General features: G+C 50.9%; 21 protein-coding genes. 11 read left to right on the top strand and 10 right to left on the bottom strand.

Going from position 1 to position 23,571, the window contains the following annotated elements; all coding sequences use genetic code 11:
- The first annotated feature begins 162 nt into the window (after positions 1 to 162).
- The 6 genes from pilB (at position 163) to ACO0LH_RS09700 (ending at position 5,712) form a co-directional block, all read left to right on the top strand.
- On the top strand, positions 163 to 1,890 hold the full coding sequence (pilB, locus tag ACO0LH_RS09725; RefSeq protein WP_422940875.1) for a type IV-A pilus assembly ATPase PilB: 1,728 nt from the start codon (positions 163 to 165) through the stop codon (positions 1,888 to 1,890).
- A gap of 15 nt (positions 1,891 to 1,905) precedes the next feature.
- Complete coding sequence (locus tag ACO0LH_RS09720) at positions 1,906 to 3,138, top strand: type II secretion system F family protein (protein WP_422940874.1); 1,233 nt, start codon at positions 1,906 to 1,908, stop codon at positions 3,136 to 3,138.
- Positions 3,138 to 4,001: a prepilin peptidase gene (locus ACO0LH_RS09715; protein WP_422940873.1), complete on the top strand. Its 864-nt coding sequence runs from the start codon at positions 3,138 to 3,140 to the stop codon at positions 3,999 to 4,001. The genes ACO0LH_RS09720 and ACO0LH_RS09715 overlap by 1 nt, the downstream gene beginning before the upstream one ends.
- Positions 4,001 to 4,615, top strand: a complete 615-nt coding sequence (gene coaE / locus ACO0LH_RS09710; protein ID WP_422940872.1) for a dephospho-CoA kinase — start codon at positions 4,001 to 4,003, stop codon at positions 4,613 to 4,615. Before ACO0LH_RS09715 ends, coaE begins: the two co-directional genes overlap by 1 nt.
- Before the next feature lie 156 nt (positions 4,616 to 4,771).
- Positions 4,772 to 5,527 carry a cell division protein ZapD gene (zapD, locus tag ACO0LH_RS09705; protein WP_422940871.1) on the top strand — a complete coding sequence of 252 codons (756 nt, stop codon included), beginning with the start codon at positions 4,772 to 4,774 and terminating at the stop codon, positions 5,525 to 5,527.
- 2 nt (positions 5,528 to 5,529) lie between these two features.
- Complete coding sequence (locus ACO0LH_RS09700) at positions 5,530 to 5,712, top strand: DNA gyrase inhibitor YacG (RefSeq protein ID WP_422940870.1); 183 nt, start codon at positions 5,530 to 5,532, stop codon at positions 5,710 to 5,712.
- 29 nt (positions 5,713 to 5,741) lie between these two features.
- Here ACO0LH_RS09700 and ACO0LH_RS09695 read toward each other — a convergent pair whose 3' ends face one another.
- From ACO0LH_RS09695 to alr, 5 genes are read right to left on the bottom strand one after another with little or no spacing between them, the layout of a single operon-like run.
- Entirely contained in the window at positions 5,742 to 7,301 is a 1,560-nt protein-coding gene (locus ACO0LH_RS09695; protein WP_422940869.1) for a sigma-54-dependent transcriptional regulator, read from the bottom strand.
- A gap of 16 nt (positions 7,302 to 7,317) precedes the next feature.
- A complete protein-coding gene (locus ACO0LH_RS09690) occupies positions 7,318 to 7,887 on the bottom strand; it encodes a hypothetical protein (protein ID WP_422940868.1) in 570 nt (189 codons plus the stop codon).
- Entirely contained in the window at positions 7,884 to 9,176 is a 1,293-nt protein-coding gene (locus ACO0LH_RS09685) for a D-amino acid dehydrogenase (RefSeq protein ID WP_422940867.1), read from the bottom strand. Before ACO0LH_RS09685 ends, ACO0LH_RS09690 begins: the two co-directional genes overlap by 4 nt.
- Positions 9,173 to 9,295 carry a hypothetical protein gene (locus ACO0LH_RS09680; RefSeq protein ID WP_422940866.1) on the bottom strand — a complete coding sequence of 41 codons (123 nt, stop codon included), beginning with the start codon at positions 9,293 to 9,295 and terminating at the stop codon, positions 9,173 to 9,175. The genes ACO0LH_RS09685 and ACO0LH_RS09680 overlap by 4 nt, the downstream gene beginning before the upstream one ends.
- Complete coding sequence (alr, locus tag ACO0LH_RS09675; protein WP_422940865.1) at positions 9,273 to 10,376, bottom strand: alanine racemase; 1,104 nt, start codon at positions 10,374 to 10,376, stop codon at positions 9,273 to 9,275. Before alr ends, ACO0LH_RS09680 begins: the two co-directional genes overlap by 23 nt.
- Before the next feature lie 418 nt (positions 10,377 to 10,794).
- On the opposite strand from alr, the gene ACO0LH_RS09670 reads away from it, so the two are divergent.
- Genes ACO0LH_RS09670 through ACO0LH_RS09655 form a run of 4 tightly spaced genes read left to right on the top strand, consistent with a single transcriptional unit; the run spans position 10,795 to position 15,347 of the window.
- Positions 10,795 to 11,901 carry a hypothetical protein gene (locus ACO0LH_RS09670; RefSeq protein ID WP_422940864.1) on the top strand — a complete coding sequence of 369 codons (1,107 nt, stop codon included), beginning with the start codon at positions 10,795 to 10,797 and terminating at the stop codon, positions 11,899 to 11,901.
- 25 nt (positions 11,902 to 11,926) lie between these two features.
- Positions 11,927 to 13,126, top strand: coding sequence for a toxic anion resistance protein (locus ACO0LH_RS09665; protein WP_422940863.1), 1,200 nt, complete (start codon positions 11,927 to 11,929; stop codon positions 13,124 to 13,126).
- Between the two features lie 8 nt (positions 13,127 to 13,134).
- A complete protein-coding gene (locus ACO0LH_RS09660) occupies positions 13,135 to 14,721 on the top strand; it encodes a substrate-binding and vWA domain-containing protein (protein ID WP_422940862.1) in 1,587 nt (528 codons plus the stop codon).
- Positions 14,721 to 15,347, top strand: a complete 627-nt coding sequence (locus ACO0LH_RS09655; protein ID WP_422940861.1) for a hypothetical protein — start codon at positions 14,721 to 14,723, stop codon at positions 15,345 to 15,347. Before ACO0LH_RS09660 ends, ACO0LH_RS09655 begins: the two co-directional genes overlap by 1 nt.
- Positions 15,348 to 15,408: 61 nt before the next feature.
- On the opposite strand, the gene ACO0LH_RS09650 is transcribed toward ACO0LH_RS09655, so the two are convergent.
- From ACO0LH_RS09650 to ACO0LH_RS09635, 4 genes are all read right to left on the bottom strand, one after another.
- A complete protein-coding gene (locus ACO0LH_RS09650; protein WP_422940860.1) occupies positions 15,409 to 15,840 on the bottom strand; it encodes an NUDIX domain-containing protein in 432 nt (143 codons plus the stop codon).
- A 1-nt stretch (position 15,841) separates the two neighbouring features.
- Positions 15,842 to 16,711 (bottom strand): ATP-binding protein, encoded by an 870-nt coding sequence (locus ACO0LH_RS09645; protein WP_422940859.1) that lies wholly within the window; start codon positions 16,709 to 16,711, stop codon positions 15,842 to 15,844.
- Positions 16,712 to 16,722: 11 nt separating this feature from the next.
- On the bottom strand, positions 16,723 to 17,961 hold the full coding sequence (argJ, locus tag ACO0LH_RS09640) for a bifunctional glutamate N-acetyltransferase/amino-acid acetyltransferase ArgJ (RefSeq protein ID WP_422940858.1): 1,239 nt from the start codon (positions 17,959 to 17,961) through the stop codon (positions 16,723 to 16,725).
- A 204-nt stretch (positions 17,962 to 18,165) separates the two neighbouring features.
- Entirely contained in the window at positions 18,166 to 19,359 is a 1,194-nt protein-coding gene (locus tag ACO0LH_RS09635) for an acyl-CoA dehydrogenase family protein (protein ID WP_422940857.1), read from the bottom strand.
- 218 nt (positions 19,360 to 19,577) lie between these two features.
- Between ACO0LH_RS09635 and ACO0LH_RS09630 the strand changes: the two genes are divergently transcribed.
- On the top strand, positions 19,578 to 20,585 hold the full coding sequence (locus ACO0LH_RS09630) for a hypothetical protein (protein WP_422940856.1): 1,008 nt from the start codon (positions 19,578 to 19,580) through the stop codon (positions 20,583 to 20,585).
- 99 nt (positions 20,586 to 20,684) lie between these two features.
- Here the strand turns inward: ACO0LH_RS09630 and secA are convergent, their stop codons facing one another.
- Positions 20,685 to 23,444: a preprotein translocase subunit SecA gene (secA, locus tag ACO0LH_RS09625; protein WP_422940855.1), complete on the bottom strand. Its 2,760-nt coding sequence runs from the start codon at positions 23,442 to 23,444 to the stop codon at positions 20,685 to 20,687.
- Positions 23,445 to 23,571: the final 127 nt, after the last annotated feature.

The raw sequence follows: 23,571 nt of genomic DNA, 5'->3' as shown, positions 1-23,571 counted from the left end.
GCGACACCACCAGCGTGCAGGTGGTGATACGAAAGTAACAATTTTGGTAATATTTTGTAAGTTCCAACAGGGCTTTTCATGGAACGCCTTTACAAATAGCAGGCTTAGTTGCATTATCCTGAAGCAACTGATTGTATTGGCAAATTTTACTTAAAAGACCCTATGTCCGCAGTCCAACCAAATTCGGCATCCCAGATGCCAACCTCTGGCCTAGCCAGAGCGCTGACTCAGGCAAATTTATTGTCTGCGGCACAGGTCGATGTCGTCAGTAAAAAAGCCCAGGCAGACAAGACACATTTTATTGATGGATTGCTGCAAAGTGGCATTCTCAGTGCACGTGATCTGGCAACTTTTTGCTCAGATGCCTTTGGTTATCCCTTGCTTGATTTGTCGCTGATCAATGAATCGCTGATCCCGGAAAAACTGGTTGATCAAAAACTCATGCAGACACAGCGCATGATCGCGATCGCTAAAAAGGGCAATAAGGTGTCACTCGTAGTATCTGACCCCACCAATAATTCTGCGCTCGACCAGGTCAAGTTCCAGACCGGCCTGGGTGTAGATCTGATCATCGTGCAACATGATGCACTGGTCAAACTGCTCGAAAAATTGGGCAAGACTTCTGAACAAAGCCTGGCTGATATCGCTGGCGATGATTTTGAGATAGATTTCAAGGAAGAAGATCTCGGTGCTGCCAGTGCTGAAGCACAAGCCATTGAGATTGATGATGCGCCAGTTGTAAAATTCCTGCAAAAAATGTTGATTGATGCCATCAATCTTGGCGCATCAGATTTACATTTTGAACCATTTGAAAAATTCTATCGCATCCGCTTCCGCGTCGATGGCGAGTTAAGGGAAATTGCCCAGCCACCGCTGGCCATCAAGGAAAAACTGGCTTCGCGTATCAAGGTTATCTCCAAGCTGGATATCTCGGAAAAACGTATTCCGCAAGATGGCCGCATGAAATTGCAGCTTTCTGCGAGTAAATCCATCGACTTTCGTGTGAGCACACTGCCTACACTGTTTGGCGAAAAGATTGTTATGCGTATTCTGGATGGCTCTCAGGCGCAAATGGGTATTGATGCGCTGGGTTATGACCCCGATCATAAAGCCATACTGATGGAAGCCATTCAAAGGCCGTACGGCATGGTGCTGGTCACCGGCCCTACTGGTTCTGGTAAAACAGTTTCCTTGTATACGTGCCTAAATGTCATCAATAAGCCGGGCATTAATATCTCTACCGCTGAGGATCCGGCTGAGATCAACTTGCCGGGCGTCAATCAGGTCAACGTGAATGACAAGGCTGGACTGACTTTTGCAGCAGCGCTGAAATCTTTCCTGCGGCAAGATCCTGACGTCATCATGGTGGGTGAGATTCGCGATCTGGAAACTGCCGACATTGCCATCAAAGCGGCGCAGACGGGCCATATGGTGTTTTCCACCCTGCATACCAATGATGCGCCAGCTACCCTGACGCGTCTCATGAACATGGGCGTGGCGCCGTTCAATATCGCTTCATCCGTCATCCTGATCACTGCACAAAGGCTGGCGCGCCGCCTCTGTACGTGTAAAAAACCTGTTGATGTTCTTGATGAGGTGTTGTTGCAAGCCGGCTTCAAGGATGAAGACCTGGACGGCACCTGGAAACCTTATGGCCCGGTTGGTTGTGATCGTTGCAGTGGCGGCGGTTACAAGGGGCGTGTGGGCATCTATCAATTAATGCCGATCTCGGAGGCGATAGAACGCATTATTCTGGCTAGTGGCAGTGCCATGGAAATTGAAGAGCAGGCACAGCGTGAGGGCATCAGAAATTTACGACAATCCGGACTCATGAAAGTAAGACAAGGACTGACCAGTCTGGAAGAAGTACTCGGATGTACCAACGAATAATAAGAGAGCAGTGATATGGCTACCAATGCGGCAAAAAATCTCAAATCAAATCAGGTCAAAGAACACCTGTATGCCTGGGAAGGTAAAGACAAATTTGGCAAGACAGTGCGCGGAGAATTGCGTGCCAGTGGCGAAGCGATCGTCAATGCCACCCTGCGTCGTCAGGGTGTGCTGGTTACCAAGCTGAAGAAGAAAAACTATAGCTCCGGCAAAAAGATTACCGAAAAAGATATCACTTTATTTACGCGCCAACTGGCAACCATGATGAAGGCAGGCGTGCCTTTGTTGCAATCATTTGACATCGTTTCCAAAGGCAATAGCAACCCTTCCGTCTCAAAATTGTTGCAGGACATACGCGGCGATGTCGAAACCGGTACCAGCCTGAATCAGGCCTTCCGCAAGTTTCCACTGTATTTTGATCCCTTGTTCTGTAATCTGGTGGGCGCTGGTGAGCAAGCCGGTATTCTGGAAGAATTGCTCAATCGACTGGCAATTTACAAAGAAAAAACCCTGGCAATCAAGGCCAAGATCAAATCCGCGCTGACCTACCCTATCGCGATTTTGGCGATTGCCTTCATCGTTACCGCAGTAATCATGATCTGGGTGGTACCTGCGTTTAAAGAGGTTTTCAAGAGCTTTGGTGCCGACTTGCCCGCGCCAACACTATTCGTCATGGCGATTTCAGACTTTTTCGTCAAATACTGGTATCTGATTTTTGGTGGCATTTTTGGTGTTGTCTACTTCTTTTTCCAGTCATGGCAGCGCTCTTTAAAAATGCAGCAATTCATGGACAAGCTGCTGCTACAAATTCCTATATTTGGTGACGTTATACGAAAAGCCACTATTGCCCGATGGACACGCACGCTCGCTACCATGTTCGCTGCCGGTGTACCGCTGGTAGAGTCACTCGATTCAGTAGGTGGTGCAGCAGGCAATGCTGTGTACCTGGATGCAACAATCAAGATACAAACTGAAGTCAGTACTGGTATCAGTTTGACAGTCGCCATGCAGAATTCGAACGTCTTCCCCAATATGGTCACACAAATGGTGGCGATTGGTGAAGAATCCGGTGCATTGGACGCGATGCTGGGCAAAGTAGCCGATTTTTATGAAGATGAAGTCGATGAAGCCGTTGCCTCGCTGTCGAGCCTGATGGAGCCAATGATCATGGCTATCCTTGGGGTCGTCATCGGCGGCCTGGTGGTTGCGATGTATTTGCCAATTTTCAAACTGGGTTCGGTGGTCTGATGCAAGAAGTAATACTGTTTGTTAATCCCGGTTCGTGGCTAAGCAGCCTTGTCTTTGGCGTACTGGGGTTATTGATTGGCAGCTTCTTGAATGTGGTGATATATCGCCTGCCCAGGATCATGCAACGTAATGAAGATAATTATTACGCCAGTGAAAAAGGGCTGCCACTGCCACATACCGACCGCTACAACCTGGTGGTGCCACGCTCCGCCTGCCCGCATTGCGGTCACAAGATCACAGCAATGGAAAATATTCCTGTCGTCAGTTATCTGCTGCTCGGAGGCAAGTGCAAGTCCTGCAAGGCAAAAATCTCGGTACGTTATCCCCTGATAGAGTTATTCACGGCCGCCTTGTCTGCTGGAATGATCTGGCATTTCGGCAGCGGCATTGCCGGCATGGCAGCGGTGGTCTTTGTCTGGCTGCTGATCGCCATGACCTTTATCGATATTGATACCCAGTTATTGCCTGACGACATGACACTGGGCTTGCTATGGATAGGCCTGTTACTTAACATCAATGCGACCTTCGCCCCACTTCAGGATGCGGTGATTGGCGCAGTCGCCGGTTACCTGGCGCTATGGTCTGTCTATTGGGCTTTCAAGCTCATCACAGGCAAAGACGGCATGGGCTATGGCGACTTCAAACTGCTGGCGGCTTTAGGCGCATGGATGGGCTGGAGCATGCTGCCTGTGGTCATCTTGTTGTCCTCCCTGGTGGGATCTGTGATTGGCGTCACCATGATCATCCTGAGCAAGCTGGGTTGGGAAACGCATATTCCGTTTGGCCCCTACCTGGCAGGCGCTGGCCTGATTGCTCTCGTCTGGGGGCATCAGTTAAGCGATTATTACCTTAGCCTGGTGTAATGACCGCCACATTTTCACTTGGTCTGACAGGTGGCATAGGCAGTGGAAAAACCACGATTGCCAATATCTTCGGCGAGCTGGGTGCCACATTAATTGATACCGATCTGATCGCTCATCAATTAACCCTCCCCGGGGGCGTGGCCATCGCAGCCATACAGGCACAATTTGGCAGCAGCTTCCTGACCATGGACGGCGCCATGAACCGGGTTGCCATGCGCGAACTGGTGTTTTCAGATCCCGTACAAAAAAGCCGCCTGGAAAGCATACTCCACCCTCTGATACGTCAGGAGACAGAGCGTGCCGCAAGCATCGCCAGTGGCGATTACCCGATTTTTGTGGTGCCCCTGCTGGTGGAATCCGGTAACTGGAAAACACGAGTCAGCCGTATACTGGTAGTCGATTGCGACGAAGAAGTACAGATACAGCGGGTCATGTCACGCAATGATCTGAGCAGGCAACAGGTTGTCGCAATCATGCAAAATCAGGTGAGCAGGCAGCAAAGACTGGCAGCCGCAGATGATGTCATTGTGAACGAAGGTTCAATCGCAGAGATACGCGAAGCAGTCACGGCACTGCACAGGCACTACCTGTCATTGGCAGGCAAGAAAAACTGAATTGCGGTACAGTTTGCAGGCAGCACCACCATCGGCAGCAGCAGGTGTGCAAATAAAAAACAAAAGAAATTTGCACGTGACGTTTGTAATTTCACACAGTATGGTTCAGAATCATGAGCAGCTTGGATTAGCACCAATTTTGACAGGGAAACTATTTTGATTGTTTACGAATACCCTTTTAACGAGCGTATTCGCACGTTATTGCGGCTGGAAGACTTATACGAAAAATTTACATTTTTCCTGCATCAGTCTGACCCCATGCAGCATCACGTTGCCCTAGCCACCATTTTCGAAATGTTGGAAGTTGCTGGTCGCGCCGACCTCAAATCTGATCTTTTGCAAGAACTCGAAAGACAAAAACACACACTCATCAGTTTCAAATCCAATCCTAATGTGCAGGCCGACATGCTCGACAAAGTCCTTGAAGACGTCGATCGCGCCAGCAGTGCCCTGGTCACCAGTACCGGCAAGACCGGGCAGAACATACGTGACAATGAATGGCTGATGAGCATACGTGGCCGCACTATTATTCCCGGCGGGGCCTGTGAATTTGATTTACCCAGCTACCACGCCTGGCAAAAAAATACCCCTGAAAAACGCTATACCGATATTACCAACTGGTTTGCCCCTATCGCCCCGCTGTTTGACGCCATTAACGTGGTATTACGCCTGCTGCGCGAATCGGGTGCCACTTCCAAGGTCATCGCCCAGGCTGGCAGTTACCAGCAAATGCTGCAAGGCAAGATTTACCAGCTATTGCGCGTCAGCGTGGCGCAGGAACTGGGTGCCATCCCGGAAATCTCTGCAAACAAATATATGCTGTGGATACGTTATATGTCGCAAGATGGCGACATGAAGCCCAAGGCTTTCGAAAACGATATCCCCTTTGACCTGACACTCTGTAATTTCTGAACATGGCGACTTTTGTTGATTGCCCCACTTGCAAAACCAAGGTGGAATGGATAGAAGCCAATCGCTGGCGTCCTTTTTGCTCTGAACGCTGCAAACAGATAGACCTGGGTGCCTGGGCAGAAGAAAAATACACGATACCGGCAGTCAATCTGCCAGAAGACCCAGATACCGAGCTAACACAGTAATTTCTGAATCTGCCAGGAAAAGTTCAGTTTCAGCGTTTTTGCGGAATACCGTATTTACGCAATTTGGTGGCGATCATGGAATGCGATGTCGCCAGACGGGTTGCCAGTTTACGGCTGGACGGGTATTGTGGGTACAGGTTTTCCAGCAAGCTGCGTTCAAAAGCATTGACTGACAATTCCCAGCTTTCAGTGACATCGGATTTCACCACATCGGCAGTAATACTGCCCTCGGCCCAATCGAGGTCAGTGGCATCCAGTATGCGCTGATCCGACATGGTAATCGCGCGAAATACCACGTTTTGCAATTGCCTGACATTACCTGGCCAGTGATTCGATACCAGTGCCGCACAGGCAGCAGAATTAAGACGGCAAACCGGTTTTTGCGCCTGGGTGCACGCGCGTTCTATGAAATGCCTGGCCAGTGGCAATATATCATCAGGCCGTTCGCGCAGCGCGGGCATTTCCAGATGCAGTACATTCAGGCGGTAAAACAAGTCTTCGCGGAAACTGCCCTCCTGCACCATCTTGCGCAAATTTCTATGCGTTGCACTGATGATGCGTACATTTACTTTGACTTCCTTGTCACTACCGATGCGGCGGAACTTGCCGTCATTCAAGAAGCGCAATAACTTTGCCTGCAAATACATCGACATTTCACCGATTTCATCGAGAAACACGGTGCCGCCATCGGCCATTTCGAACAAACCAGGCTTGCCACCACGCTGAGCGCCCGTAAACGCACCGGACATATAGCCAAACAATTCGCTTTCGGCCAGGCTTTCGGGCAAGGCAGCACAATTGAGTTCAAGGAAAGGCGCGCTGCTGCGGCCACTGACGCCATGGCAGGCCTGCGCCAGCAATTCCTTGCCGGTACCGGTTTCGCCAGTAATCAACAATGGCGTATCCACCACGGCAACACGGGCAGCCCGTGTCTTGAGTGAGCGTATCTGCTCGGATTCACCAATGATGAAGTGAAAGCCACTGCCTTCCGAATGCTGTAGCGCGTGCAGGCGGCCACCGATACGGGTGGGGGCATGAAAGGTCAGCACGGCTCCGACCGAACGCCCATGGTGGCTGATATCAAGGCCCTGGGGCTCGGATACCGGTGTCACGTCCATGAAGTAGGGTTCGCCGTTGAGGTTGACCTCGCGGCTGGGCAGGCGAAAGCTACAGGCGATCAGCTCTTCCTGTATGCCAGCATCGTCAAGGACCTGATTCAGGCTGCGCTGGCAAAGGCTGGTTTCGCTCATGCGAACGGCGGTGGCAGCAGCAGCGTTGGCGATCACGATATGGCCGCCAGCGTCAATCGCCAGCACCGGGTCTTCCATGACGGCCATCATGGTATCGAGATTGAGTTGCCGGCGTATGCCGGGCAAGACATCGAGCACCTTGATTTCGCCAACACCGCGCACCTGCTGGCAATCGTCCTGCAAGGACGGCAGCATGAATTCCAGCAGTTCCGGGCTATCGATATAAATATTCGGTGGATCGACTTCCACTGCCACCACATTCAGACCCCGGCGTGCCAGCACTGCCAATACTTCATGGGCAATACCGACCCTGTCCTTGAATTGAATGTTGATGCGCATCTGGTCTTATATAAAATTAATACGGTTCGGGAATATAACCACGCGGGCGCGCATGCTGACGGCGGAATGCACTATTTGACGCCAGTCCACGCAAGCGCCCCAGGTCGAATTGCTCAAGCTGCTGCAAAACAGCGCGGTTCAGCGTCATCTTGACCTGCATCATCAACAAATCAACACTTTGCTGGCTGGATGTACGCATATTGCGTTTTTCCTGCGGTACATCGGCATCCTGATCCTCTACCTGTCCGAGTTTTTCAGCCGCTTTGGCAGCGGCTTTTTCTTCTGCCATGACAAAACAGCGGTAAACATCAGCGAGCGTAATGATGCCATTGCAATCGCGACAATGCCATGCATCTTTTTCTTTGGCATCACGACTGACCAGCGTGTCCTTGCTCAGGGTAGCCAGGATCGAACGTATGACACGCGGTGTCTTGCCCGTAGCTTGCGCCAGTGTCGTGATATTGGCCGTACGTGGCATGACCATCATGATCTGCGCCAGTAATTCTATTGCTGTATAAAACCTGGCATTCAGGCTGGCATCAGAAAAAACCTGGGTCGATGAGAGTAATTCTTCAAAGTGATTCATGCCAACTCCTTGGAGATGATAATAGGACGATTTGCACTGCCATAACGATCCATGAACAAGCCCTCGGTCGAGATGGCCGGTCGCTTGCCGGACACCACATCGGCAATGAACTGGCCGGAACCACAGGCCATGGTCCAGCCCAGCGTGCCGTGGCCGGTATTGAGATACAGGTTGCGATAAGGCGTCGGCCCGATGACGGGTGTGCCATCCGGTGTCATCGGGCGCAGGCCAGTCCAGAATTCAGCCTTGCTGACATCGCCACCGCCGGGGAACAGGTCAGTCACAGAATGCTCCAGCGTGGCGCGGCGGTCAGCGCGCAAATCGAGGTTGTAACCGGTAATTTCTGCCGTACCACCGACACGTATGCGGTCACCCAGGCGGGTAATGGCCACTTTATAGGTTTCATCCATGACGGTGGATTCAGGTGCTCTTTGCGCATCGGTGATAGGCACGGTAATCGAATAGCCCTTGATCGGGTAGACCGGGATTTTGATATCAAGCTCACGCAACATGATCGGTGAATAGCTGCCCAGGGCCAGCACAAAGCTGTCAGCCTTGATTTCACCTTCTGACGTAATGACTGAGCTGATCTTGTCACCCGCCTTCACCAGACGCTGGATACTGACGCCATATTTGAACTGCACGCCCAGTTCCTGCGCCAGCCTGGACAGGTTTTGGGTAAATTTAAAGCAGTCGCCGGTTTCATCGCCAGGCAGACGCAAGGCACCGACAAACTTCTCCTGCACATTTGCCAGCGCCGGTTCTACCTTCAGGCAACCGGCCTTATCCAGGGTTTCATAAGGGACGTCGTAACGTTTCAGAATAGCGATATCTGCGGCGGCACCATCAAGTTGCTGCTGGTTGCGGAACAGTTGCAGCGTACCCTGCGTGCGCTCATCATAGGCAATACCGGTATCGCTACGCAATTGTTGCAAAACATCACGACTGTATTCTGCCATGCGCAACATGCGGCCTTTATTGATTTCATAGCGTTTGCTGGTGCAGTTCATCAGCATCTGCATGACCCAGCGCCACATGGCAGGGTCAAAACTCGGGCGTATCGCCAGCGGGCTATGCTGCATCAACAGCCATTTGACGGCTTTTAGTGGTACACCAGGACCAGCCCAAGGGGCCGAATAGCCAGGTGATACCTCGCCTGCATTGGCATAACTGGTTTCCAGCCCAGCTGCTGGTTGCCGCTCTATCACGGTGACTTCGTGACCGGCTTTCGCCAGATAATAGGCAGATGCCGTTCCTATGACCCCTGCGCCCAAGATAACTACCTTCATTTTGTGTCTCCTATCAATACTTTATCTATTACTTTATGATTTATTCTGTGTGCGTTTGATTTTTTTTTGCATGCCAGCGCTGTTCCGGCTTCACGCTTAATTGCTGTAGGTGCGCTCATAGCGGCCTCCCAGGCTGGTGATGATTTCGTAACCGATGGTTCCGGCACGGGCTGCCACTTTATCGACTGTGTTGTCAGTTGAAATCAGGTCTACCAAAGCACCAGGCTGCAAATGCGTTTCTGCAACACCGGTGACATCCAGGGTGATGGTATCCATCGAGACATTGCCCACCATGGGCACGGTATGCCCGGCGATTTGTGCAACACCGCGGTTGCTCAGGCTGCGTAACCAGCCATCGGCATAACCAACGGCGACGGTCGCGATACGGCTGGCCTGCTGACTACGCCAGCTGGCACCATAACCAACACCCGCACCCGCAGGGATCTCACGCGTCTGGATAATACGTCCCTGCAAGTGCACAACTGCCTGCAGAGGATTGGCTTGCCCGGCCACAGGGGCGACACCATATAAGGCAGCGCCCGGGCGGGCCAGATCAAAGTGGAAGTCTTTACCGAGGAAAATAGCGGAAGAATTGGCGAGACTGGCTTTAACGCCAGGGAAAGCTGCCCTCACCGCATTAAACTGCTGCAACTGAAGCTGGTTCATGGGGTGCGCCTGATCTTCGGCAGAGGCCAGATGGCTCATCAGGTACAGCAAATCAATGCCTTGCATGAAATCACTGCTTGCCAGGCATTGCTGTAATTCAGCCGGAGAGAGGCCCATCCGCGCCATCCCTGTATCACACTGTAAAATTGCCGGAAGCCTGGTCTGCATCTTTACTGCAAGATCGCGCCAGGCAAGAACTTGCTGCGCGCTGTTCAGGACCGGGATACACCCATATTCAAGGAATTCGGCCTCATAACCGACAGGCGAACCGTGCATGACATAAATATTTGCTTCAACTGGCAAATGTGGTCGCAGGGAAATCGCCTCTTCCAGATGGGCAACAAAAAAATGACGGCAAGACTCTTCCAGCAATGCCCTGGCAACCGGGATAGCCCCCAGGCCATAGGCATCCGCTTTCACGGCTGCGCCACATTGAGCACTACCCAGCAGGCCTTGCAACAGTCGATAGTTACTGCGTATCGCTTTCAGATCAATACGAAGAACTGCCCCTGCTTTTCCAGCTACTTGCATCATATTTCACCACTCCATCACGTTGATTAACGTGATTAGTTGAAGCAATCCCTGTGCCAAAAAAATTTATTGAATAAATTCAATCACTTATAGAAATCTTATCGCAAATAGATTTAGCATCCGTATGCAATTCAATACAGTCTTGCGAATATTTATTATTTTATCCAGAGCAAGAGCTTGATAATGTACTTAAAACGACACACTGTATTATTTTTAATACAGTGTACTTATTTAAATACACTAAATCATTTCAGAAATAGAAACGCATCATTCCCGTCTGCAAACTAATGAGCAATTGTGGAAACTACGCAAAAGAAAACAGTTGAAATTTCTAAAATTAATTTTCATGTTTTGAGGCTGTAATTAATGCATGCGTATAATTAACGAAGCAACACGCCTGTTAACTAAGGAAAATACATCAATGGAAATTAAGCGGATTCTCGGCCCAGCGCTTGCCGTGGTTTTGTTGGCTGGCATCGCTGCCGCGACGTATACCTCGTACCAGAAAAATCATGAAGTAGAGGCAGCCCGGCAGATTTCAGCTTCCATTGTCGAAGTGAAAGGCATGATAGGTTCAGAAAAGGAATCGTATTTTTCAGATCCCAAAGTGATTGAACTGCTGGCGAAAAAAGGCTTGCGCGTCAAGATTGAAAAAATAGGCTCGCGTGAAATTATCTCGCGTGATTTCAATACCTATGACTTTGCATTTCCGGCAGGCTCACCGGCGGCACTGGCTTTACAAACCAAGTCAAAGGCCAAACAGGTATATCCGACTTTTTTCACCCCCATGGCGATCGCATCATGGGTACAACTTGTACCTGTCCTCGAAAAAGAAGGCCTCATCAAGAAAATTGATGATGCTTACTATATTGTCGACATGAAGCGACTGCTGAGCCTGAGTGAAAAAGGGGCACGCTGGCGCGACCTGAAAGACAATACAGCTTATGCCACCGGCAAAAGCATACTGATCAGTTCTACTGATGTCAGGAAATCAAATTCAGCGGCGATGTATCTGTCCCTCGCCAGCTATGTCGCCAATGACAATAACGTTGTCGACGACAATGAACAGGTCAATAAAATCCTGCCTTTCGTGTCTTCATTGTTTTTACGCCAGGGCCTGCAGGAATCAAGCAGCGCAGGGCCGTTCGAAGATTACACCACCATGGGCATGGGCAAAGCACCGCTGGTGATGATCTATGAAAGCCAGTTTCTTGAATATCAGTCCAAACGCCAGAAGCCTAACGCCGACATGGTATTGCTGTACCCGCAACCAACCATTTACACCAAGCATATTGTGGTTCCATTCACTGAAAATGGACGCCGCCTGGGCGAGGCACTGGCCACGGATCCTGATCTGCAAAAACTGGCTGCACAATATGGCTACCGCACCGCAACGCCCGAGTATTTCACTGATTTCCTGAAAAATAAGAACTTGCGGGCACCAGCGTCTTTGGTGGATGTGATTGACCCGCCCAGTTTTGAAATACTGGAACGCCTGATCCAGTCGATAGAAAAAAAATTCCAGTAAGCCCATCCCTGACCAAGAGCGAAAAATGACCGACATCAAAACGCAAGAAGTAACAATGACATTGACGCCGCCAGAAGTGTTGGCACCGGTAAGCGACAACAAGGCGCCTGAACTCGTTCCCCTGAAAGCCGATGTACAGGAAAAAATAGATGCGCAGGTCCAGTCTTATCTGGACAGTATCTTGAAAGATGATGTCCAGAGCAGCAGTTTCCAGGTCAAACTGGACTCGGCCTTCCGTCTTGGCAAGGAGGAAATTTCGAATGCCGCCGCACTGATGACGGGGCGCTTCATGGAACGTAATTTTGTTGGTATTGAAGATTCCAGCGCATTCAAGTCACTGCAAGACATGCGCGTCATGCTTGATGACCTGAACCCCGGCAAACAGGGTGACTTGCTAAGCCAGAACAAGATCCTTGGCATTATCCCTTTCGGTAACAAGCTGCAAGCGTATTTTCGTAAATTCCAGACTGCCAGCTCGCAATTACAGACCCTGATGACACAACTGTACGCTGCCCGCGACGATATGCAGCGCGACGCCACGGAAATAGAGCTGGTGAAGACCAAGCTGTGGGATGCCATGCAAAAACTGAAGGGCGCCATCTATTTTGCCGAACAGCTCGATACCCGTGTGGCCTCCCATGTTGCTGCGATCAAGACATCTGATCCCTTGCGTGCCAAGGCGCTGGAACAGGAGGTCCTGTTCTATGCAAGGCAAAATTTGCAGGACATGCAAACCCAGATGGCAGTCAACGTCAACGGTTACCTGTCCATGGACTTGTTGAAAAAAACGGCCAGGGAAATGGTGAATGGCTGTAATCGCGTAGCAACGACCGGCATGTCCGCAATGGCAACTGCACAAACCGTCGCACGTGCCACCGGCAACCAGATGCAGGTCATGGAAATGCTCAATGGCGTGAGCAGCACAATAGGTGACCTGGTCACGGAAACGTCACGGCAACTGGGTGCGCATGTGGAAAAAACCGGTGAATTCGCTGCCAATCCATTGATAGGCATACAGAAAATCCAGGAAATGTTTGATAACACGTTCAAGGCAATCGATGCGATGGATAATTTCCGTTCACTAGCCATCGACAGCATGGGTAAAAACAATGCCATGCTGAAAGAGCAGATTGGCAGGACAGAACAATACCTGGACCGTAACCGCACGGACCAGGCACGTAGCGCACTGACATCAGCTGCACCAGATGGCCCGGTCAAATTGTAGGAGTTGTAATGAAAATTATTTCCACACTGGCCAGCATTATCCTGGTACTCAGCCTGGCTGCCTGCAAGGACGCCAACAATAAAAATACCCGGCAAACCAGCCAGGATCAGGCTACGCTGACCGTCATGGCCGGTTCAGAACTGAAAGACATAGAACCGCTCTTGCCTGCCATCACGAAAGCAACGGGTGTCAACCTGCAAATGCGTTACACCGGTACGCTGGAAGCTGTGGAGAAGTTGCAGGCAGGTGAACAGGTCGATATCGCCTGGCTGGCAAGTAACAAATATGCCATGCTCGTGCCTGCTGCAAAAGCCCGCATTCTGGCATCAGAAAGAACCATGCTGACCCCGATTGTATTGGGACTGAAAGAAAGCAAGGCGGTCGCACTGGGCTGGAAAGATAATCCCAAAGTCAGCTGGAAAGATATTGCAGAAGCGGCCAGAAAATCCAGATTTACCTTTGGCATGACCAGCCCTTCTTCTTCCAATACCGGTTTTTCCGGCTTGCTTGGCCTGGCAGCGGCCCTGTCAGGACAGGGTGACGCACTGGAAGAAAAAGATATCGATGCAAAGAGCCTGACAGCCTTTTTCCAGGCCCAGCGCCTGACAGCTGGCAGTTCTGGCTGGCTGGCGGAAGCCTATCTGCGCGAGCAGGGAAAAGTCGACGGCATCATCAACTATGCCTCTACCTTGCAGTCACTGAACCGTAATCCTGGTCTCAAGGAAAAGCTGGTGCTGATCTACCCGCAGGACGGCATAGTCACCGCAGACTACCCCATCATGCTGACCAATCCGGCAGCAAGGGCCAGCTATGACAAAGTCGTGGCTTATTTGCGCGGTATTGAATTCCAGCAGGCCATGTACACGACAACGCTACGCCACCCGGTCAACCCTGACGTGGCGGTGACTGACGCGCCGAAACAGTCTTTGATTGAATTGTCCTTCCCCGCAAAACTGAGCGTGGTTGATGCGATATTGACCGCGTTCGACAATCATCTGCGCCTGCCTACGGACAGCAGCTTCGTGCTCGACACGAGTGGTTCCATGCAAGGTGAGCGCATCAAGGGATTGAAGATTGCGATGCAGGGCCTGTCAGGTGCAGATGCGACTATCAGTGGGCGATTTTCCCGTTTCCGCAATCGTGAACGCATCATCCTGTTGCCTTTCAATGCCGTGGTTGAGCCTTCGGAACGCTATGAAATGGGTAGCGATGAGAGCAGCAACCAGGCGACGCTGAAAGCCATCAGCGACCGTATCCAGAAATTGCGCGCCAATGGGGGAACAGCCATATTTTCAGCGACCCAACAGGCATACAGGGAAGCCATAGCGCGCAAACATGACGATCCTTCGCGCTTCTACTCCATCATCGTGATGACCGATGGCGTCAACAATGACGGGATTGGGCTCAGTGAGTTTACGAGGTGGTATGCAGCACTGCCAGAAGCGGAGAAAGGTATCAAGATTTTCCCGGTACTGTTCGGCGAGGCACAGCCAGAAGAGTTACAAAAACTGGCAGAATTGTCTGGTGGCAGGATGTTTGACAGCCGTAAAGCGAACCTGCAATCCATTTTCAAAGAGATCCGGGGATACCAGTAATGCAGGTTTTGACTTTCAAGATGCGTATGCTGTTATTTTTATACAGTACGCAAAACCTGGTGGGTAGCCTGCTGGCGCTGGGCGGCCTTGGCCTGTTCTTTGCCGGCATCATTTCTGACTGGTGGTTTCCCATAGTCGCAGGTTTGTATACCGTCGCCTGGCTGGCTATTTCACCAGATAAAGAACTGGAATTGCAAATCAAGAGTGAATCATCGCAAAGCAATCTGACAGAGAGCATCGGTGAACTGATACGTCAGTCCAAATCTCGTTTGCCGCATGAAGCAATTGACCGTCTGACACGTATTCAAACGACACTGCAAGAGCTGGCACCGAAAGTTTTTTCAGGTGAAGTGGCCATGATTTATGTCAGCTCACTCATCAATGCGGTCAATCGTGACTTGCCGCAAACAGTGAAAAATTACCTGCACCTGCCTGCCGCTTTTGCCAGCATGCATGCAGTAGAAAATGGCAAGACCTGCAAACAACTTTTGATAGAACAACTGGATTTACTTGAAAACCAGTTGTCAAAAATCGCTACTGACATCTATAAAAATGATGCTGACTCACTGGTAGCAAACGGTGAATTTCTAAAAGAGAAATTTCACTCTGTTTCATTTATCCAGTAGTCAGATGGAATAAATGGCAGGGCCGGGGTAGGTCGTAGAGAAGCAATATTGTGCAGGACAGTTAGCACTGTGCACCCGCACTACTGGATGCCGCGGCTTCATGTCGGAAAGCATCGAGCCATTCCAGCAAGGGAATCGTGGCAGGCAGCAATGGTGTAAGCCCGACGCTGCCCTGCCAGGCAAATGCCTGGCCTTCCAGGCTTTGCGGTTCGCCCTGCCATTCATGGCTGATATAGAAATGCAGCCTGACATGCGCATGTGGGTAAATATGCTCGACACCGCACCAGGGTTCGGCAGTCACAATTTCAATGCCCAGTTCTTCGACAAATTCGCGCTTCAGCGCCGCCAGGATAGATTCACCAGCTTCAACTTTACCGCCAGGGAACTCCCAGTAACCTTCATAGGGCTTGCCAGCAGGGCGCTGCCCCAGCAGGACATCGCCATTGGGTTTCATCAATATGCCGACTGCGACATCAACAGGTTTAGCCGTCATATCAGGATTGCGCCATGCGACCAGCATAATCGCGGGCAAATTGCCAGGCGACACGACCAGAACGAGAGCCGCGCTGCAAGGCCCAGCGCAAGGCATCGCCACGCGCTTCGGTAATTTGAGCGGTATCGCAGCCCATTGTTGTCAGCCAGTGCGCCACGATGTCGAGATAATCGTCCTGCTTGAAAGGGTAAAACGACACCCACAGACCAAAGCGTTCAGACAGGGAGATTTTTTCTTCTACCGTTTCACCGGGATGCAAGTCACCATCGTCGCTATATTTATAGCTGGCGTTGTCTGACATTTTTTCTGGCAACAGATGGCGACGGTTGGACGTGGCATAAATCAGTACATTGTCTGATTGCGTGGCGATGCTGCCATCAAGCGCCACCTTCAATGCCTTGTAACCTGCCTCACCCTCCTCGAACGACAGGTCATCACAAAAAACGATGAAACGCTCGGGGCGCTCAGCGATCAGGTCGACGATATCCGGCAAATCAGCGAGATCGCTTTTATCAACTTCAATCAGGCGCAGACCCTGGTCGGCGAACTGGTTCAGGCAAGCCTTGATCAGCGATGATTTGCCAGTACCACGCGCGCCCGTCAGCAATACGTTATTGGCGGGTTTGCCGCGAACAAATTGCAGGGTGTTCTGTTCTATCTGCGCTTTCTGGATTGCCACGTTGCGTAAATCATCGAGTGCAATGCTGGACGCATGCCTGACCACTTGCAAATAGCCTTGTCCACCGCGCTTGCGCCAGCGAAAAGCGTGGCCGAGATGCCACTCAGGCAGTGGCGACGCGGCTGGTAACAAGATTTCCAGCCGGTTCAACAAATGTTCTGCGCGCGCTAAAAACTGATCAAGCTGAGTCATGAGCTGGCCGCTTAAGAACGATAGTCTGCATTGATGGAAACATAGTCATGCGACAGGTCACAGGTCCAGACTGTTGCAGACGCATCACCACGGGCAAGCTTGACGCGTATGGTGATCTCACTTTGTTTCATGATGCGCTGGCCATCTTCTTCGCGGTAATCAGGGTTGCGTCCACCATTTTTGGCAACCCAGACTTCATCCAGATACAGATTGAGCTTACCGACATCCAGGTCGTTCACACCTGCATAACCAATGGCTGCCAGGATGCGGCCAAGATTGGGGTCAGAAGCAAAAAAAGCGGTTTTGACCAGTGGTGAGTGGGCGATGGAATAGGCAATCTTGCGGCATTCTTCCACATCACGCCCTTCTTCAACGGCAATGGTCATGAACTTGGTCGCGCCCTCGCCATCACGGATAATCATGTGGGCGAGTTTTTGCGACAAGGCTGTCACGGCTTCGGCCAGGATTGCGTACTCGGCTGTATCGATATCATTCACTTCGACTTCGCCAGCACCGGTGGCGATCAGCATGAAGGAATCATTGGTCGAGGTATCGCCATCAATGGTGATGCAATTAAAGGATTTATCTGCGGCCTGCTTGACGAGGTGATCCAGCACCGCCTGAGATACTTTGGCATCCATTGCCAGATAGCCGAGCATGGTCGCCATATTTGGCTTGATCATGCCTGCACCTTTGCTGATGCCTGTCATGGTTACGGTTTTACCGCCAATGTCGACCGTTGCCGATGCAGCCTTGGGCTGCGTGTCGGTTGTCATGATGGCAGCCGCCGCGTTGAACCAGTTGTCTGCCTGCAAATTGGCTATCGCTTGTGGCAACCCTGCCACCAGCCTGTCAACTGGCAGTTGCTCCAGAATCACGCCTGTGGAAAACGGCAGTATCTGGGCAGCTTCGCAACCGAGTAATTCAGCCAGCGCGGCACAAGTGGCATTGGCTGCCGCCAGGCCGGCGTCACCGGTGCCAGCATTGGCGTTACCAGTATTGATGACCAGCGCCCGTATCGGGCCGGACGTCATGTGCAAACCTTCAAGATGCGCCTTGCAGACCTGCACGGGTGCTGCGCAGAAACGATTGGTGGTGAACACACCGGCTACAGTCGCGGTCGGCGCCAGTTCCATGATCAGCACGTCTTTACGATTGGGTTTGCGTATGCCGGCTTCGGCATGACCCAGGCGGATACCGGCGACCGGCTTCAAATCTGCAGCGACAGGGATAGGTGAATTGACGGCCATGGTTTTTCCTTGCGATGAAATCAAGCCGACATTGTAGGACATTTTGCTGCAATGCGACGCATGTTTGCGCTGAGGAAATTTCACCCATCCCCCGCCCTGCCACATTCGTATCGCTATCAAGTCGCCATCAAGTCGCTACAGCAGCGTTACCACAACGCCATCACAACCTTATTACATCGCCATTACATGGGCATCACACGAGTATCACAAGCCCATGATCATTTGTGCAATGATATTTTTCTGGATTTCGTTTGATCCGCCATAGATGGAAAGCTTGCGCATATTCAGGTAATTTCTGGCCAGGTAGCCAATTTGCTGGACTGGCTGGGCAATTTCGCCCTCTTCCCTGCCAACCGGCAGTGATTGCGGCCCGGCTGCCAGCATCAGCATTTCGGTAATGCCCTGCTGGATTTCTGTGCCCTTGATTTTCAGGATGGACGCTTCAGGGCCGGGGGCACGGCGCTGCTCTTCGTCAGACAGTACGCGCAAGTTGGTGATTTCCAGTGCCATCAGGTCAATTTCCAGCTGTGCCATGCGTGCAGCAAACAAGGGGTCCTCAATCAATGGCAGGCCATTCTTTTGTTCTTGCGTGGCGACCCGTTTCAATCTCGTCAATTCACGTTTGGCGATGCCGATACCGGCGATATTGGTGCGTTCATGCCCCAACAGAAACTTGGCATATGTCCAACCCTGATTTTCTTTTCCAACCAGGTTGGCGACCGGCACCTTGACATGATCAAGCCAGACTTCATTAACTTCATGTACGCCATCCATGGTGATGATAGGCCTGACCGTCACACCTGGTGATTTCATGTCGATGAGCAGGAAAGAGATGCCGCGCTGAGGTTTGACTTCTTTGTCCGTCCTGACAAGGCAAAATATCCAGTCTGCATATTGCGCCAGCGTCGTCCAGGTCTTTTGGCCATTCACCAGGTAATATTCACCATCGGCATCCAGTCTGCGCTCGGCCGTGGTTTTGACCGATGCCAGATCTGAACCAGAGCCGGGTTCTGAATAGCCCTGGCACCACCATTCTTCCGCTGCCAGTATGTTGGGCAGGAACCTGGCCTGTTGTTCTGGTGACCCAAATTCCATCAATACGGGTGCCACCATTTTGATGCCAAATGGCGGCAAACGCGGCGCACCTGCGGCGGCACACTCTTCTTCAAAAATATATCGCTGCACCGCAGTCCAGCCGGTGCCGCCAAAGCTGACTGGCCACGAGCTGCCGCCCCAGTCCTGTGCATGCAAAATCTTTTGCCAGCGCTGGTAATCCTGTTTTTTCAGCAAACTGCCATCCCTGACCTTTTGCCGTATGTCTGGCGGCAAGGCATGCTGCAGGAATGACTGGATTTCGTGACGGAAGTCTAGTTCAGCGGAAGTGAAATTTAAGTCCATGATGATTTCTGGAAAACAGGTTTAAACGCAAACACATTGCAGCACAGGATAGCATCTGCGTACAAGCATACACCGCCAGCTCAGGCTTGGGTATTTTTGCGTACGCTTGTGCTAATCATGAATTATCACTGTGTAAAATGTACATGATAAAAAGTAGTAAAATTGCCACGCTTACATTCGCCCAATGCCTAACTCAAACCTTGCATGGAACTTCACCTATGAGCTCTGAATTATTTTGGCAAGCCCTGGAACAAACACAAACCGAACTGGCAACGCTGTCACAACGCGACGCGATGGAGAAGATAAACGAGTTGTTGCAACCGCATTTTCCTGACCTGTCTGCCGAACTGCAAAAGAAGAATAATGACGGTGAAGAGTTACGATATGAATTAATATTTACCGCACACGGTGCCAGTGAGAATTTTCAGGATGTCATGGCATTGACGGCCAGTGCCCCGCGCATGCCCTTATTTGAAAAGGTCATCCCATTCAGGATGCGGACGGACACGGCTGGCTTTACCATGTCGATGAATGATTTTTCGCTGAGCCCAACGGATATTCTGGTCAATCATTTTGCCGATGCGGGCAAAGTCGGATTGCAGCTATGGTTCAATAAAGTGATACCGCAAGACTTTATTGATCATGCAAAGCATATGTCCTTTATCTTGCTCGATCATGTGCTGGGTGAATACGATTTTGCCATCAAGATAGGGCCGGTAGAATTTATGACCGATGCACCTGAGCAGACAACAATCACGCTGGATCAATTCCCGCCTGTCATGGATGCATTCTGGCGTGACGATTTACTGCATACGGCGATTTATCCGGATGGCGAGCACAACTGGACCGGCTTCACTCTGGTCAGTAATACCGATCCCGAAGATGAAATGGTGGTTCAACGCAATGAGTCAGCCCAGTCGCTGGTCGGTAGAGCTGATATGGTCTGGTATCTGCAAGTACAGACCGAGGTCAACAATAGCACCGAACTGGAACAGGCGCGCGAATTCGAAGATCAGTTAAGTACCCTGATAGAACGCATGCAAGAAGGCATCTGCACGCAAATCAGTTTGCAGGGAAATGTCCGTACAATGGAGTGGCAGGTTAGTGATATTGAGAAAGCGCTGGGCCAGGCGCAAAAACTGGCAAGCAGTTTTGCGCCTGCAGAATTTGATATCAGTTCAGAATTTGATGCGCAATGGCACCACTATTTGCGCTGGGCTTCATAGTCCCTGCTACACCAGACCGCGGTGACCGGGCAGCAAAAAGGGAGTGAATTTCTTCACTCCCTTTTTCATCGGTTTCTCATCAAACCAGCGACTTAATGATCAAGCAAGGCTGCCGTGACAGTGCTTGAATTTCTTACCGCTGCCACAAGGACAAGGGTCATTACGGCCTACCTTCAGTGCATAACCAATTTCTGGCTGATTGTCACCAAAGCTTGGCGTCGGTGCCAGCATTTCTTCAGGTGAAGCATCGGCATCAAAGTCAGCATGCTGGTAATGGACATTTTCAATTTGTGATTGTGCCATTTGTTCTTCAGCCGCTTCAATTTCTTCACGAGACTGTATGCGTACCGTCACCACGGTCCTGACCACTTCGTTCTTGATGGCTTCGAGCATCTGGCCAAACAATTCGAAGGCTTCGCGCTTGTATTCCTGTTTAGGGTTTTTCTGTGCATAACCGCGCAGATGTATGCCCTGACGCAAATGATCAAGTGCTGCCAGATGTTCGCGCCAGTGGGTATCGATACTTTGCAACATCACGCTGCGCTCGAAACCGGCAAAAGATTCTTTGCCGACTATCGCCACTTTGGCTTCATAACTTTCGTTAGCAGCTTTTTGTACACGTTCAAGGATATCTTCATCAGTCAGGCTGGCTTCAGCAGCCACCATTTTTACCAATGGCAGATCGAGCGCCCATTCGTTGCTGAGTGTAGCTTCCAGTGTTGGGATATCCCATTGCTCTTCGACCGATTCTGCCGGTACGTATTCACGCACGACGTCCTGGAACATGCCGTGACGCAGCGAGGAAATCAGCTCAGACATATCTTGCGCTTCCAGCAATTCATTACGTTGCTGATAAATGACTTTACGCTGGTCATTGGCTACATCATCGTATTCGAGCAATTGCTTGCGAATATCGAAGTTACGCGCTTCGACCTTGCGTTGTGCAGACTCAATGGAGCGGGAAACAATACCTGCTTCAATCGGTTCGCCTTCAGGCATTTTCAGCCTGTCCATGATGGCACGGACACGGTCACCGGCAAATATACGCAGCAAGGTGTCATCAAGTGACAGATAGAAACGGGAAGAACCCGGATCACCCTGACGGCCGGAACGACCACGCAATTGATTATCCACGCGACGGGATTCATGGCGTTCTGTACCGACAATATGCAGACCACCGGCATTGACTACATGCTCATGCAGAGATTGCCATTCTTCGCGCAATTTTTCAGATTGCGCCTGCTTGTCAAGATCTAACAAGGAAGGATTGGCTTCTATCAGTTGCACCTGTTTGGCGACATTGCCACCCAATACGATATCGGTACCACGACCCGCCATGTTGGTGGCGATGGTAATGGCTTTAGGGCGACCTGCCTGGGCAATGATTTCCGCTTCGCGGGCATGCTGTTTGGCGTTCAATACATTGTGCGGCAGATTGGCTTTTGTCAAAATGCCGGACAACAATTCAGAATTTTCAATCGACGTCGTACCCACCAGAACTGGCTGACCGCGTTCGTAACAATCCTGGATATCAATCAGCATCGCGCCGTATTTTTCTTCGGCAGATTTATAAACCTGATCTTGTCTGTCTTTACGCTGCGATGGACGGTTTGGTGGAATCACCACCGTTTCCAGGCCATAGATTTCCTGGAATTCGTAAGCTTCTGTATCAGCAGTACCTGTCATGCCTGACAGTTTGCTGTACATGCGGAAATAATTCTGGAAGGTGATCGAAGCCAGGGTCTGGTTTTCGTTTTGTATCTTGACGCCTTCTTTTGCCTCGACAGCCTGATGCAAGCCATCCGACCAGCGGCGACCTGTCATCATGCGGCCGGTGAATTCATCGACGATGACAATTTCATTGTCCAGCACGACATAGTGCTGGTCCTTGAAATACAGGGCATGTGCGCGCAGAGCAGCGTACAGGTGATGAATCAGGGTGATGTTGGCAGCGTCATACAGGGATGCGCCTTCTGGCAGCAAACCCATTTGCGTCAAAATGCGCTCAGCCTTGTCGTGACCAGCTTCAGTCAGCAATACCTGGTGGGCTTTTTCATCTTTGGTGTAATCGCCCGGCACTTCTATCTTGCCTTTGCCGTCTGGTGTTTCTTCACCAATTTGCAAAGTCAGCAGCTTCGGTACTTCATTGATTTTGTAATACAGCTCAGTATGATTTTCAGCCTGGCCAGAAATAATCAGTGGTGTACGTGCTTCATCGATCAGAATCGAATCGACTTCATCGACAACGGCGAAATTCAGGCTGCGCTGTACGCGGTCCTTGGCTTCATAGACCATGTTATCGCGCAGATAATCAAAGCCGAATTCGTTATTGGTACCGTAAGTAATATCAGAGCCATAGGCGACCTGCTTGGCATCATGATCAAGTTGCGACAGGTTGACACCTGTACTCAGACCCAGCCAGCTATACAGTATGCCCATCCATTCGGCATCGCGCTGCGCCAGGTAATCATTGACGGTCACCACATGCACGCCCTTGCCTGACAAGGCATTCAGGTAAATCGGCAGGGTTGCCATCAGGGTCTTGCCTTCGCCCGTGCCCATTTCAGCGATTTTGCCGTAATGCAGCACCATGCCGCCTATCATCTGCACATCAAAATGGCGCATTTTCAAAACGCGCTTGCTGGCTTCACGGCACACCGCAAAGGCTTCAACAAGAATATCGTCTAAGGTCTCTCCGTTCGCAACGCGTGCCTTAAACTCGGCAGTCTTGGCTTTTAAAGCCTCGTCCGACAAAGCTTCCAGCTGGGGTTCCAATGCGCTGATCTCACGCACCGTCTTTTGGTATTGCTTCAAAAGCCGCTGATTGCGGCTGCCGAATATCTTGGTCAGGAATGACATGCTATGAACGGAAAGTTAAATTCTGAAAAAAGCGGCCGCAAATCAATAAACATAATTAATTCAACAGCAACAATAGGATAACCCGTGATTTTACCATGCGGCATACAATTAACTAGCAAATGCTGAA

It is taken from the genome of Undibacterium sp. TJN19 (genome assembly GCF_049339485.1).
Classification (GTDB): Bacteria; Pseudomonadota; Gammaproteobacteria; order Burkholderiales; family Burkholderiaceae_D; genus Undibacterium.
This window is presented reverse-complemented; position numbering and strand designations above follow the sequence as displayed.

Bases quoted from the DNA above. Each gene is read 5' to 3' on its own strand.
- ACO0LH_RS09700 (WP_422940870.1), top strand. From the start codon at position 5,530: ATGGCGACTTTTGTTGATTGCCCCACTTGCAAAACCAAGGTGGAATGG.
- argJ (WP_422940858.1), bottom strand. From the start codon at position 17,961: ATGGCCGTCAATTCACCTATCCCTGTCGCTGCAGATTTGAAGCCGGTC.
- ACO0LH_RS09645 (WP_422940859.1), bottom strand. From the start codon at position 16,711: ATGACTCAGCTTGATCAGTTTTTAGCGCGCGCAGAACATTTGTTGAAC.
- secA (WP_422940855.1), bottom strand. From the start codon at position 23,444: ATGTCATTCCTGACCAAGATATTCGGCAGCCGCAATCAGCGGCTTTTG.
- alr (WP_422940865.1), bottom strand. From the start codon at position 10,376: ATGATGCAAGTAGCTGGAAAAGCAGGGGCAGTTCTTCGTATTGATCTG.
- coaE (WP_422940872.1), top strand. From the start codon at position 4,001: ATGACCGCCACATTTTCACTTGGTCTGACAGGTGGCATAGGCAGTGGA.
- ACO0LH_RS09630 (WP_422940856.1), top strand. From the start codon at position 19,578: ATGAGCTCTGAATTATTTTGGCAAGCCCTGGAACAAACACAAACCGAA.
- ACO0LH_RS09660 (WP_422940862.1), top strand. From the start codon at position 13,135: ATGAAAATTATTTCCACACTGGCCAGCATTATCCTGGTACTCAGCCTG.
- ACO0LH_RS09670 (WP_422940864.1), top strand. From the start codon at position 10,795: ATGGAAATTAAGCGGATTCTCGGCCCAGCGCTTGCCGTGGTTTTGTTG.
- ACO0LH_RS09665 (WP_422940863.1), top strand. From the start codon at position 11,927: ATGACCGACATCAAAACGCAAGAAGTAACAATGACATTGACGCCGCCA.
- ACO0LH_RS09720 (WP_422940874.1), top strand. From the start codon at position 1,906: ATGGCTACCAATGCGGCAAAAAATCTCAAATCAAATCAGGTCAAAGAA.
- pilB (WP_422940875.1), top strand. From the start codon at position 163: ATGTCCGCAGTCCAACCAAATTCGGCATCCCAGATGCCAACCTCTGGC.
- ACO0LH_RS09695 (WP_422940869.1), bottom strand. From the start codon at position 7,301: ATGCGCATCAACATTCAATTCAAGGACAGGGTCGGTATTGCCCATGAA.
- ACO0LH_RS09635 (WP_422940857.1), bottom strand. From the start codon at position 19,359: ATGGACTTAAATTTCACTTCCGCTGAACTAGACTTCCGTCACGAAATC.
- ACO0LH_RS09690 (WP_422940868.1), bottom strand. From the start codon at position 7,887: ATGAATCACTTTGAAGAATTACTCTCATCGACCCAGGTTTTTTCTGAT.
- ACO0LH_RS09685 (WP_422940867.1), bottom strand. From the start codon at position 9,176: ATGAAGGTAGTTATCTTGGGCGCAGGGGTCATAGGAACGGCATCTGCC.
- ACO0LH_RS09680 (WP_422940866.1), bottom strand. From the start codon at position 9,295: ATGAGCGCACCTACAGCAATTAAGCGTGAAGCCGGAACAGCGCTGGCA.
- ACO0LH_RS09715 (WP_422940873.1), top strand. From the start codon at position 3,138: ATGCAAGAAGTAATACTGTTTGTTAATCCCGGTTCGTGGCTAAGCAGC.
- ACO0LH_RS09655 (WP_422940861.1), top strand. From the start codon at position 14,721: ATGCAGGTTTTGACTTTCAAGATGCGTATGCTGTTATTTTTATACAGT.
- ACO0LH_RS09650 (WP_422940860.1), bottom strand. From the start codon at position 15,840: ATGACGGCTAAACCTGTTGATGTCGCAGTCGGCATATTGATGAAACCC.